This window comes from Streptomyces lacaronensis, assembly GCF_047337785.1.
Taxonomy (GTDB): Bacteria; Actinomycetota; Actinomycetes; order Streptomycetales; family Streptomycetaceae; genus Streptomyces; species Streptomyces lycopersici.
In genome coordinates, this window is the sequence record NZ_JBLHDK010000003.1 from 4118940 (window position 1) to 4130909 (window position 11970).

Sequence of the window (11970 nt, forward strand, 5' to 3'; positions counted from 1 at the left end):
ATTCCCTTCTCAGGTGTCGAGAGCGACGCGGCGCATCAGATCGCGCGATGCCTCGGGAGTCAGCGCGGTCTCCTCCAGCCGGTCCAGGACGGACCGGTACTTCGTCAGCTGCGCCTCCGCGTCCAGAAACTCGCAGCCGTGGTCGGTGTCCAGCGTCACCGTGTCGAGTTGGGGCACCGCACCGAATACGTAGTCGATCGGTTGGCCGGACCCGGGGAAGGAGCCACGCCCGAAAGGAATCACGAGCACAGTGATGTTGTCGCGCTCGCTCATCGCCACAAGGTGTTCCAACTGCGCGCGGGCGACCTTCGGCCCACCGCAGCCCAGCCGCAGGGCGGCTTCGTGAATGATGACCTTGTATGGCATCGGCCGGTCGCCGTGAAGGACTCCCTGTCTGCGGACACGGAACGCGACACGGTGCTCCACTTCGTACGGCTCCAGGGCCGGAACCGTCTCGTGGTAGAGCGCGCGGGCGTGGTCCACCGTTTGCAGCAGGCCAGGGATGTGAACTGCCAGGGCCACCCGAAACCCCGAGGCTTCGTGCTCCAATTCGGCGATGTCGAGCATGACCTTCGGGAGGACATCCCGGTAGTCCTCCCACCAGCAACGGTCCCGTCGCCCAGCCGTAGCTGCCAACGCGTCGCTAACACAATGTAGAAATTCTTCTAGCGCTTGCTCTGTGTTGTGAGGCAGGCCACTTCGAGTCGGCCGCTGCCGCCGATTCCGCATGCCCGGCCCCGAACTGACCAACCAGCTCCATCTCTCAGCAAAGGGGACTCACCATGACCGCCGTATCCCCGCAGGAAACCCCGTCCCAGTCGTTCGACCTCGGCAAAGAACTCCGCGCCCTCGTCCTCGCCACCGCGCCCCGCCTCTTCGCCGTGGCCCGTATCCACCCGTACGAGGACACCGGAGAATCAGACGTGGAGATCGCGGCATGGGGCATGGCCCATGAGGACGCACTCCCGCAGCCGAGGGTCCTGGTGGATGGGAATGGTGGTCCCAGCGAACGCGATCTGGGCGGTCTCCATCGCCCGATGGAGGTCGGAGACGAAGACGGCCGCGAAGTTGTCGTGGCGGCGGCGGTCGCCGAGCTCGGCGGCGACGCGCCGCCCAGCGGCGGAGAGCCTGCCTGGCAGCCAGCCGGTGGCGATGCCGTTCTCGTTGTCCTCCGTGATCGAATGAGTCTCGTAGGCGATGTCGACCGCCATGGCGGCTCCGTTCCGGTCGTGGTCCAGGCCATCTGTGCGCTGGGACGGGCATCGCCAGAGGACGCGCTTCTCGCTGCGGATGCGGGCGTGTTCGTGTCGTTGGGCGGCCAGGACGTCAGGCCAGCACCCTTTGGTGCTGCGCCGGACCGGGCCCACACCGGTTCTCCCACCAGGAAACGCGCCCTGTGGTCAACCGACCCTGCCGGTTGGGCGGCTGACCGCCGAAGGACCCACCGCCCCGGCGCCCCTCCCCGTCTCCTCACGGGCGCGCAGGTCTCCGTGGAGACGGGCGACCACCGCGCACACCAGCGGCATGACCACCGGGGGCAGCAGGAGAAGGGCCACGGCTGTGGGGAAGATCATCACCAGCACGCCGGTGATCCACACATTGTCGTCGCTGAGCCACAGCATGCCTAGTCCGGCGAAGTGGGCGAGGGGAGCGGCCGCGTACCGGGCCAGCCAGAAGACGAGCACGGCGGCCGCGGTGACCAGCGCGCCCAGGCCGAGGGTGTGCCGTCGTGCGCGGCGGGTCAGCACCCAGGAGCGGTACAGCGCCACGAAGGGGGAACGGCGCTCCAGCACCGTCTCGGCGGTGGCCGCCGACAGGCGGAAGTACAGCAGCGGGCCGAGACACCACACGGCGATCGGCAGTACCCATCCCACCAGTGTGTACTGCCAGGTCGCGGTTTCGTGCAGGGGCGTGGGCTCGACACCGGGCACCTCGCCGCCGTCGACGAGGCTGAACAGCACCAGGCCCGCCAGCTCCACGACGCCCACAGCCACTCCGGTCAGCGCGTTGACCACGAGGGCGGCGGGAAAGCGCCGGCGGTTGCGCCGCCACAACTCGCGGGTGGCCAGCGGTCCGCCGTCGCGGGTGGCGTGAGAGTCGCCGATGGCGTACGCGGTGTGCAGGACGGAGACGACGAGGAGTCCCAGCATGAGCAACAGCAGCGCCACCACGACACCGACCCGCACCAACGGGGGCAAGCCACCGTCGGCGTAGGCCACATAGGAGTCCTCGTTGGCGATGTTGCGGTCCGCGTAGTCCCGGACGCCCTCGAAGGTGTCCCACGCCGCCGCGAACCCGCCGGCCACGATCGCGCAGCCGAGCACGGCTGTCAGGGCGGACACGCGGAGGGTGAAGCCGTACAGCGTGCCGCGGTAGCGTCTGACGACGCCCAGCGACGACCGGAGCGCCCCACCGATGCTGCCGCCCTGCTGCTCGGTGGGGTTGTCGTCGATGCCATCGGCCACCCGGTCGGTCGACGGGGTTCCCTCGTGCGCCATGACCTGATCCGACCTCCGTGCGACTCTGTGGTGACGGCAGCCAAGACGTCGCGCCGGGCGCGTGGGTTCCCGGAGACCGGGTTCCTTCCCGCAGGTCCGCGTCACCGGCTACGGGCGTACCGCGCTCAGTTCCTTACGAGGCCAACGGCTCACGCGCGGTGTGACCGGAGGTGGTCGGTCCGACACCACCTTCGGGTTGGTTGATCTCGGTCCACACCGCGTCGAGGGAGAGGCCGAGGACATCGGCGATCGCCGCGATAGTCGGAAAGGCGGGGGTGGCTACGCGACCCGACTCGATCTTCCGGAGGGTCTCCGGTGAGACACCCGCGTCGAGCGCGATATCGAGCATCGAACGTTTTCCCCTGGCCCGACGCAGGAGGGCGCCGAGGCGCTGTCCGCGTTCGACCTCGGCGGGAGTGAGCGGCAACCTGACCATGGCCCGATTCTAGTACCGGTATAGTATGGCCGGTATAGTTATTGGTTACATGAGGAAGGCGCCGCGTGATCGAGATCCTGAACCGCACCAGGCTGGCCCGAGCAAAGGACACCGGCGCCCTGGTCGCCGACATCCTGCAGACGCTGAAGAGCCGCAGCACGATCGGCACGAACCTTCTGGACATCGACCGGTGGGCCCAGACCATGATCGTCGAGGCGGGAGCGCTGTCCTGCTACGTCGACTACGAACCGTCCTTCGGACGCGGCCCCTTCGGCCACTACATCTGCACGGCCGTCAATGACGCCGTGCTCCACGGACGGCCATACGACTACACGCTCGCCGACGGCGATCTGCTGACACTCGACCTCGCCGTCTCCCAAGGCGGAGTCGCCGCGGACGCCGCCATCAGCTTCATCGTGGGCGACGCGAAGCCGCCGGAGAGCGTCGCGATGATCAGCGCGACCGAACGCGCGCTGGCCGCGGGGATCGCCGCCGCCGGGCCCGGGGTTCGCATCGGCGACATCTCCCATGCCATCGGCACGGTCCTCAGCGAGGCGGGGTACCCGATCAACACCGAGTTCGGAGGCCATGGCATCGGATCAACGATGCACCAGGACCCGCACGTCGCGAACACCGGACGGCCCGGCCGTGGCTACAAGCTGCGCCCTGGGCTGCTGCTGGCACTGGAGCCGTGGGTCATGGCGGACACCGCTGAACTCGTCACCGACGCCGACGGGTGGACCCTCCGAAGTGCGACAGGCTGCCGGACGGCACACAGCGAGCACACGATCGCCATCACCGACGACGGAGCCGAAATCCTCACCTTGCCGAAGCAGGCGCGGCCGTGAGGTCGAAGCCCTCGTGTTCTTCCACTCGTCGGACGTGAAGTCGGACGTCAAGTCGGACGTGAAGGTGGCACCTTCCTCCGTGCCGGACGGTCCGTCGTCAGTTTAGCCGCCGGAGGCTCAGCGCATCAGGACTCCCGCCGCTCCGGTCGCCGCCTCCGACGGCAGAGCGATGAGGCCCGGTTCGGCGGGGTGGGAGAGGAGGGGGTGGGTGGGCAGGATGCGGATGGTGTAGCCGAAGGGGCCGGTGCGGTTGAGGGGCAGGGATGCTTCGTAGAGGCGGTTGCCTTCGAGGTCGGGGCCCGCAGTGGGTTTGAGGGGGACATGGGTGGCGTCGGTGATGTGGTCGGTGTCGTCCACCCGGCCCGCCACGGCTTGGACTTCGACGTCCGCCGGGTCCAGGGCGCCGAGGCGCACCCGGACGCGGAGGGAGAGTGTCGAGCCGAGTTCCGCGGCGCCGCCCGGGGTGGGTGGGGTGAGGTGGGCCTCGACGTGGTCGACGGTGACGTCCGGCCAGGCGGCGCGGATTCGGCTCTTCCAGGTGGCGAGTTCGGCTGCGGCCTCGAGGTGCAGGGCTCGGTGGGAGCGGGCGGCGGGGGCGTAGAGGCGCTCGACGTATTCGCGGACCATGCGGCCCGCGAGCACCTTGGGGCCGAGGGTGGTGAGGGTGCGGCGGACCATGGCGATCCAGCGGCCGGGGAGGCCGTCCAGGCCGCGGTCGTAGAAGCGCGGGGCGACCCGCTGCTCCAGCAGGTCGTAGAGGGCGGCGGCCTCCAGGTCGTCGCGGCGGGGCTCGTCGATGGCGTCGCCGTCGGCGGTGGGGATGGCCCAGCCGAAGTCCGGCTCGTACCACTCGTCCCACCAGCCGTCGAGGACGGAGAGGTTGAGACAGCCGTTCAGGGCCGCCTTCATACCGCTGGTGCCGCATGCCTCCAGCGGGCGCAGCGGGTTGTTGAGCCAGACGTCGCAGCCGGGGTAGAGGTTCTGGGCCATGCCCATGCCGTAGTCGGGCAGGAAGACCAGGCGGTGGCGCACCCGGGGGTCGTCGGCGAAGCGGACGAGTTCCTGGACGAGGCGCTTGCCGCCGTCGTCGGCCGGGTGGGCCTTGCCCGCGACGACGATCTGGATCGGCCGCTCGGGGTGGAGCAGCAGCTCCATCAGCCGGTCCTGGTCGCGCAGCATCAGGGTGAGCCGCTTGTAGGACGGGACGCGGCGGGCGAAGCCGATGGTGAGGACGTCCGGGTCGAGCACCCCGTCGATCCAGCCGAGCTCGGCGGTGCCCGCGCCGCGCTGCCGCCAGGAGGCGTACAGCCGCTGCCGGACCTCGGCGACCAGTCGCTTGCGCAGGGTGCGGCGCAGTTCCCACAGCTCGGAATCGCCGAGGTGGCCGAACTGGCGGGCGCCGAGCCGGGTGACCTCGGGGGCCGTCCAGGTGGGTGCGTGCACCCCGTTGGTGACGGAGGTGATGGGCACCTCCTCGGGGTCGAAGCCCGGCCAGAGCCCGGCGAACATCTCCCGGCTGACGCGGCCGTGCAGCGTGGACACCCCATTCGCGCGCTGGGCCAGCCGCAGCCCCATCACGGCCATGTTGAAGAGGTTGGGCTCCCCGTCGGGATAGGTCTCCATGCCGAGCGCGAGGATCCGCTCGACCTCGATCCCGGGCAGCTCGGCGTCGTCGCCGAAGTGGCGGGCGACCAGTTCGCGGTCGAAGCGGTCGATCCCGGCGGGAACGGGGGTGTGGGTGGTGAAGACGGTCCCGGCCCGCACCGCCTCATGGGCGGCGTCGAAGTCGGCACCGTCGGCGATCAGTTCGCGGATGCGCTCCAGGCCCTGGAATCCGGCGTGACCCTCGTTGGTGTGGAACACCTCGGGTTCGGGGTGGCCGGTGAGCCGGCAGTACGCGCGCAGGGCACGCACGCCGCCGATCCCCAGCAGCATCTCCTGGAGCAGCCGGTGCTCGCTGCCGCCGCCGTAGAGCCGGTCGGTGACCTCGCGCTCGCCGTGGCCGTTCTCCTCCACGTCGGAGTCGAGCAGCAGCAGTGGCACCCTGCCCACCTGGGCCTGCCAGACGCGGGCGTGGAGCGGACGGCCGCCGGGCAGGGTGAGCGGGATCCGGACGGGCCGGCCGTCCGCCTCGCACAGCTGGGTGAGCGGGAGCTCGTCGGGGTCCAGGACCGGATAGTGCTCCTGCTGCCAGCCGTCGCGGGAGAGCGACTGCCGGAAGTAGCCGTGGCGGTAGAGCAGTCCGACGCCCATCAGGGGGACGCCGAGGTCGCTGGCGGCCTTGAGGTGGTCACCGGCGAGGATGCCGAGGCCGCCGGAGTACTGGGGCAGGGCGGCGGTGATCCCGAACTCCGGCGAGAAGTAGGCGATGGCGGTGGGCGGTCCGGAGAGGGCGGGCGGGACGGATGGTACGGGCGAGCCTGAGGGCGCGGGCGGGACGGAGGGCGCGGACGTGCCAGAGGGCGCGGGCGCGCCTGAGGGTACGGACGCGCCTGACGGCACGGGCGCGCCTGAGGGTACGGACGCGCCCGGGGACACAGCAGGTACGGACTCGACCGGGATCGGCCCGGCTCTGTCCTCGGCGGCGACCCGCCCCTGATACCACCGGGGCCCGGTCAGATAGTCGTGCAGATCATCCGCGGCCGCCGTGAGACGGCGCAGGAAGGAGCGGTCCTCGGCGAGGTCCGCGAGCCGGGAGAGGGGCACGGCGCCCAGCAGCCGCACCGGGTCGCCGCCCGACTCCCGCCATCCCTCGGGGTCCACGGACTCGAAGAGCTCGCGGGTCTCGGGGTGCCAGGACCAGCGCAGATTGCGCGCCAGCCGGTTGAGCGGTCGCAGGGGCTCCGGAAGGACGGGGCGCACGCTGAATCGACGAATGGCCTTCACCCTTCGACGGTAGCGGCCGACGAGTCCCTGTTTCGACTGTTTCGCCCCGCTCCCGAGAAGTGGGCCCGAAGGCGGCAACCTTTCCGGCCAAGGGGACGACTAGGGGTCACACCTTCCCCCCATGCCTTGGAGGACCACGTGCGCTCTCGGGACAGTTCGCACACTCCGCCCCCCGCTCATCCGCCCAGATCCACCCCGCGCAGGGGCCGGACGCTGCCCCGCGGCCGGATGCCGGCCGCCGCCTGCGCGGCGGGCGTGCTGACCGTCACCTCGCTGGTGGGCGTCTCGGAGGCCGCCGGGGACAAGGGGCCCGCGCCGAAGGCGGCCGCAGCGGCCCAGCTCGAGAAGCTGGACCGGGGGCTGGTGAGCGTGCACACCGGCAATGACAACCTGGTCAGCTGGCGCTGGCTGGCCACCGACCCGGACGGGGTGACGTTCAACCTCTACCGGGGTGGTGTCAAGGTCAACTCCTCCCCCATCACCACGGCCAACTACCTCCACAAGGACGCCCCGAACAGCGCCGACTACACCGTGCGGGCTGTTCGGGACGGGGTGGAGCAGCCCGCCTCGCCGAGCGCGATCCAGTTCCGCCCGGGGTACTACGATGTGCCGATCTCACCCCCGGCGGGCGGCTCGGACTACACCTACGAGGCCAATGACGCCTCCGTGGGCGACCTCGACGGCGACGGCGACCTGGACTTCGTCCTGAAGTGGCAGCCGACCAACGCCAAGGACAACTCCCAGTCGGGCGTCACCGGCAACACCATCGTCGACGGCTACACCCTCCAGGGGCAGCGGCTGTGGCGGATCGACCTGGGCCGCAACATCCGCTCCGGCGCCCACTACACCCAGTTCCAGGTGTACGACTACGACGGCGACGGCCAGGCCGAGATCGCGATGAAGACCGCGGACGGCACGGTCGACGGGGCCGGTAAGACGCTCGGCAGCGCGTCCGCCGACTACCGCAACTCCAGCGGCTATGTCCTCAGCGGACCCGAATATCTGACGATGTTCAACGGCCGTACGGGCGCCGCGATGAGCACGGTGGACTACGTCCCGCCGCGTGGCACCGTCTCCTCGTGGGGCGACTCCTACGGCAACCGCGTGGACCGCTTCCTGGCCGGGACGGCGTATCTCAACGGCTCCACCCCCTCGCTGATCGAGGCGCGCGGCTACTACACCCGCACCGTGATCTCCGCCTGGAGGTTCAGCGGAGGCCAGCTCACCCGGCAGTGGACGTTCGACACCAACAGCTCCACCAACACCGGCAAGGGCTACGACGGCCAGGGCAACCACGCTCTGGCCACCGGGGATGTGGACGGCGACGGCAGGGACGAGATCGTCTACGGCTCGATGGCCGTGGACGACAACGGCTCCGGGCTGTGGACGAACAAAAACGGCCACGGCGACGCCGCCCACCTCGGCGACCTCGACCCGTCACGGCCGGGCCTGGAGTACTTCAAGGTGGACGAGGACTCCTCGAAACCGGGCTCGTACTTCGCCGACGCCCGCACCGGCCAGGCGCTGTGGTCCACCGCGTCCGGCGGCGACAACGGGCGCGGTGTGGCCGGTGACATCTGGGCGGGCAACGACGGCGCCGAGATGTGGTCCGCGCGGGACGACCAGATCCGCGACGAGGGCGGCGGCGCCAAGGGCCGCAAGCCCTCCTCGATCAACTTCCTGGCCTGGTGGGACGGCGATCCGGTGCGCGAGCTGCTGGACGGCACCCATGTCGACAAGTACGGCACCTCGGGTGACACCCGGCTGCTCACCGGCTCCGGGGTGCACTCCAACAACGGCACCAAGGCCACCCCGTCGCTGTCCGGCGACATCCTCGGCGACTGGCGCGAGGAGGTGGTCTGGCCGACGAGCGACAACAAGGCGCTGCGGATCTACTCCACGCCGTACGAGACCGACCGGAAGATCACCACGCTGCTCCATGACCGGCAGTACCGCGAGGCGCTGGCCTGGCAGAACACGGCCTACAACCAGCCCCCGCACCCCAGCTTCTTCATCGGCAACAAGATGGCGACCCCGCCGCGGCCGGCCATCACCACCCCGTGAAACCCCCCACAGAGAAGGAGATCCGACATGGCTGAACCACGTACCGGGTACCGGGCGATAGCCGGGGCCCTCGGCGCCGTCGCCCTCACCGCGGGCGCGATCACCACCGGGCTGACCCTGCCCACGGCCTCCGCCGCCACCTGGCCCACACCCAGCGGCACCCCGCAGGCGGTCTCCAAGACCATCAGCGTCAGCGGGACCACCGACGGCGGTATGAAGCGCTACTACGGCTCGGGCGACCTCGGCGGCGACGGCCAGGACGAGGACCAGGGCCCGCTGTTCGAGCTGAAGGACGGCGCCACCCTGAAGAACGTCATCCTCGGCGCCCCGGCCGCCGACGGCGTCCACTGCGAGGGCAGCTGCACCCTGCAGAACGTCTGGTGGGAGGACGTCGGCGAGGACGCCGCCACCTTCCGCGGCACCGGCAAGACGTTCAATGTCATCGGTGGCGGCGCCCGTAAGGCCGCGGACAAGATCTTCCAGTTCAACGGCGGCGGCACGCTCAACATCTCGGGCTTCGCCGGACAGGACTTCTCGACCTTCGTCCGCTCCTGTGGCAACTGCTCCTCGCAGTACAAGCGCACGATCAATGTGAGCAACTCCGAGATCACCGCTCCCGGCAAGGTCATCGGCGGGATCAACACCAACTACGGCGACTCGCTGACCCTGCGCGGGATCACGATCGTCGGCGACAGCAGCAAGAAGATCGTCCCGTGCCAGAAGTACATCGGGAACAACACCGGCGCGGAGCCGAGCAAGAACGGCAGCGGCCCCGACGGCACCTACTGCAAGTACAGCAGCTCCGACATCACCTACAAGTGATCGCCCACACGTGATCCCCATGGCCGCGCCGTGCCTGACCCTCACAGGGACAGGCACGGCGCGTGCCCGTACCGGACACTGGTGGGTATGGACACGACTGCTGAGCTGGGGAGCTTTCTGCGCACCCGCCGCGCCGGGCTGAGCCCCGAGGACGTCGGCCTGGTCGCGTACGGGACCCGGCGCCGGGTCCCGGGGCTGCGCCGCGAGGAGCTGGCGCAGCTGGCCGGGGTGAGCGTGGCGTACTACACCCGGCTGGAGCAGGGCCAGTCCACCGGCGCCTCGGACGGGGTGCTGGACGCGCTCGCCCGCGCGCTGCGGCTGAGCCCGGACGAGCGGGCGCACCTCGGCAACCTGGCCCGTCCGCCGCGCGCCGGGCGCCGCCCCGCGTGCCGCGCCGAGTCCGCGCGCCCGGCGACCCGGCGGCTGCTCGCCGCGATGGACGGCGTACCGGCCGTGGTCCTCGGCCTCCGCTTCGACGTCCTGGCGTGGAATCCACTGGGGCACGCCCTGATCGCCGGGCATCTGCCCGCCGACGCGCCCGAGCACCCCGACGACCGGCCCAACACCCAGCGGATGCTGTTCCTCGATCCGCACACCCGTGAGCTGTATCCGGACTGGACGGGCGAGACGCGGCGCGCGGTCTCCTCGCTGCGGGTGGTGGCCGGGGCGCACCCCGACGACCGGCGGCTGGCGGAGCTGGTCGGCGAACTGACCATGAAGAGCGGGGAGTTCGCCGCGCTGTGGTCGCGCCACCCGGTGCGCCGGTGCGCCTTCGGCACCAAGTCCTTCCACCACCCGCTGGTGGGGCCGCTGGAGCTGGACTTCGAGATGACCCGGCTGCCTGACTCCGGGGGCCAGGCCCTGCTGATGTACGGGGCGGAGCCGGGGTCGCCGTCGGAGGCGGCGCTGCGGCTGCTGTCGAGGGAGGCCGTCGCGTTTTACGCCCCCTGATGCGCCCTTGTCCGGATCTTTCATCCCACGTCAGGCTTAGGGTCCTTCCGACGGATCTCCGCGGCGTCGCGACGCCGCGGAGATCCGTCGGAAGGACCCTAGCGCCGTCGAGTTGGGGAGGGGATCGTGCCATGGCATGCGCATCTGCGGGCCCCCGTCGGAGGGTGGCGGCGCCGGCCGCCCTCGTCGCGGTGGTCCTGGTGGTCTTGTCGCCCGCTCAGACCGTTCCCGCGCAGGGGGTCCAGGCCTCGGGCGGGGCGGGGACCCACGGCTATATCGTCGCCCTGAAGCGGGGCCCGGGAGCGCCCGCGGCGGCGTCCGGGGCGGGCCGGGCGCTGGTCGAGCGGTACGGGGCGCGGGTGCGCCGGGTCTACCGCACCGCGCTCAACGGCTATGCGGTACGGGCGAACGCGGCACAGGCCGGGCGGCTGGCGGCCGATCCGCGCATCGCCTCGGTGACCCGGGACGAGCGGGTGTCGCTGCGCTGGTCCCGGGAGCGGTTACCGGCCCCGCCGCGCGGCCGGGCGCGGCCGCCGTGGGGTCTGGACCGGATCGACCAGCCGGACCGGCGGCTGGACGGGGCGTACACCGCGCCCCGCGGCGGCGGGCGCGGCACCACGATCTATGTGATCGACTCCGGGGTCCGCACCTCCCATGAGGACTTCGGCGGCCGGGCCCGCTCCGGCTGGGACTTCGTGGACGACGATCCGGTGGCCGAGGACGGCAACGGCCATGGCACCCATGTGGCCGCCACGGCGGCGGGCACCCGCTACGGCGTGGCGAAGGAGGCCACGATCGTGGCCGTACGGGTGCTGGACGACCGGGGCGAGGGCACCATCGCCCAGGTGCTGGCCGGAATGGACTGGGTGCTGCGACACGCCAGGCGGCCCGCAGTGGTCAATCTGAGCCTGGGCTCGGCGTCCGCCACTCCGCTGCCCGAATGGGACGCGGCGGTGCGGGCGGGGATCGCCGCCGGTCTGGTCTTCACCGTGGCGGCGGGCAACCAGGACCGGCCCGCCGCCTCGTTTTCGCCGGGCCGGGTGGAGGGGGCGCTCACGGTGGGCGCGACCGACCGCGCCGACCGGCGCTCGGGATTCTCCAACTGGGGCCCGGGAGTTGACCTGTTCGCGCCCGGGGACCGGATCGTCTCGGCGTCCGGCGCGAGCGATACCGCGGCCAGGACGCTCTCTGGTACGTCGATGGCGGCACCGCATGTCGCGGGCGCCGCCGCGCTGTATCTCGCCGGCCATCGCTTCGCGACTCCGGCCCAGGTGGGGGCCGCGCTGACGGCCGGGGCGAGCAAGGGCCGGGTGCGCGGCGCGGGCCCGGGGTCGCCGAACCGTCTGCTGCGGGTGGCCAACTGACGTAACGACAGAACGCATCGGGTGGACGGCCCCGCCTACGGGCGGGGTCGATTCATGCACCCGGCGTTACGAACCGGTAGTTAACGGGAACCCGGATTGTC

Annotated in this window: 10 protein-coding genes; 5 read left to right on the forward strand and 5 right to left on the reverse strand. The window is 71.0% G+C overall.

Features of this window, described 5'->3' with window-relative positions; all coding sequences use genetic code 11:
- Positions 1-9: 9 nt before the first annotated feature.
- The 4 genes from ACMTAK_RS17345 to ACMTAK_RS17360 form a co-directional block, all read right to left on the reverse strand.
- A complete protein-coding gene (locus tag ACMTAK_RS17345; RefSeq protein ID WP_413807065.1) occupies positions 10-567 on the reverse strand; it encodes a DUF5753 domain-containing protein in 558 nt (185 codons plus the stop codon).
- 350 nt (positions 568-917) lie between these two features.
- On the reverse strand, positions 918-1211 hold the full coding sequence (locus tag ACMTAK_RS17350; RefSeq protein WP_413807066.1) for a histidine phosphatase family protein: 294 nt from the start codon (positions 1209-1211) through the stop codon (positions 918-920).
- A gap of 189 nt (positions 1212-1400) precedes the next feature.
- Entirely contained in the window at positions 1401-2498 is a 1098-nt protein-coding gene (locus tag ACMTAK_RS17355) for a hypothetical protein (protein ID WP_413807067.1), read from the reverse strand.
- A 133-nt stretch (positions 2499-2631) separates the two neighbouring features.
- Entirely contained in the window at positions 2632-2934 is a 303-nt protein-coding gene (locus tag ACMTAK_RS17360; RefSeq protein ID WP_413807068.1) for a helix-turn-helix domain-containing protein, read from the reverse strand.
- Positions 2935-2999: 65 nt separating this feature from the next.
- Here ACMTAK_RS17360 and map point away from each other — a divergent pair, with 65 nt between their 5' ends.
- Positions 3000-3782 carry a type I methionyl aminopeptidase gene (gene map / locus ACMTAK_RS17365; protein ID WP_413807069.1) on the forward strand — a complete coding sequence of 261 codons (783 nt, stop codon included), beginning with the start codon at positions 3000-3002 and terminating at the stop codon, positions 3780-3782.
- 117 nt (positions 3783-3899) lie between these two features.
- On the opposite strand, the gene glgP is transcribed toward map, so the two are convergent.
- A complete protein-coding gene (gene glgP, locus ACMTAK_RS17370) occupies positions 3900-6668 on the reverse strand; it encodes an alpha-glucan family phosphorylase (RefSeq protein WP_413807070.1) in 2769 nt (922 codons plus the stop codon).
- Between the two features lie 228 nt (positions 6669-6896).
- Between glgP and ACMTAK_RS17375 the strand changes: the two genes are divergently transcribed.
- The 4 genes from ACMTAK_RS17375 to ACMTAK_RS17390 all read left to right on the forward strand — a co-directional run bounded on the left by ACMTAK_RS17375 (position 6897) and on the right by ACMTAK_RS17390 (position 11869).
- Positions 6897-8732 carry a rhamnogalacturonan lyase gene (locus tag ACMTAK_RS17375; RefSeq protein ID WP_413807071.1) on the forward strand — a complete coding sequence of 612 codons (1836 nt, stop codon included), beginning with the start codon at positions 6897-6899 and terminating at the stop codon, positions 8730-8732.
- Between the two features lie 27 nt (positions 8733-8759).
- Positions 8760-9554, forward strand: coding sequence for a pectate lyase (locus ACMTAK_RS17380; RefSeq protein WP_413807072.1), 795 nt, complete (start codon positions 8760-8762; stop codon positions 9552-9554).
- A gap of 87 nt (positions 9555-9641) precedes the next feature.
- Entirely contained in the window at positions 9642-10505 is an 864-nt protein-coding gene (locus tag ACMTAK_RS17385) for a helix-turn-helix domain-containing protein (RefSeq protein WP_413807073.1), read from the forward strand.
- 131 nt (positions 10506-10636) lie between these two features.
- Entirely contained in the window at positions 10637-11869 is a 1233-nt protein-coding gene (locus ACMTAK_RS17390) for a S8 family peptidase (protein ID WP_413807074.1), read from the forward strand.
- Positions 11870-11970 lie beyond the last annotated feature (101 nt).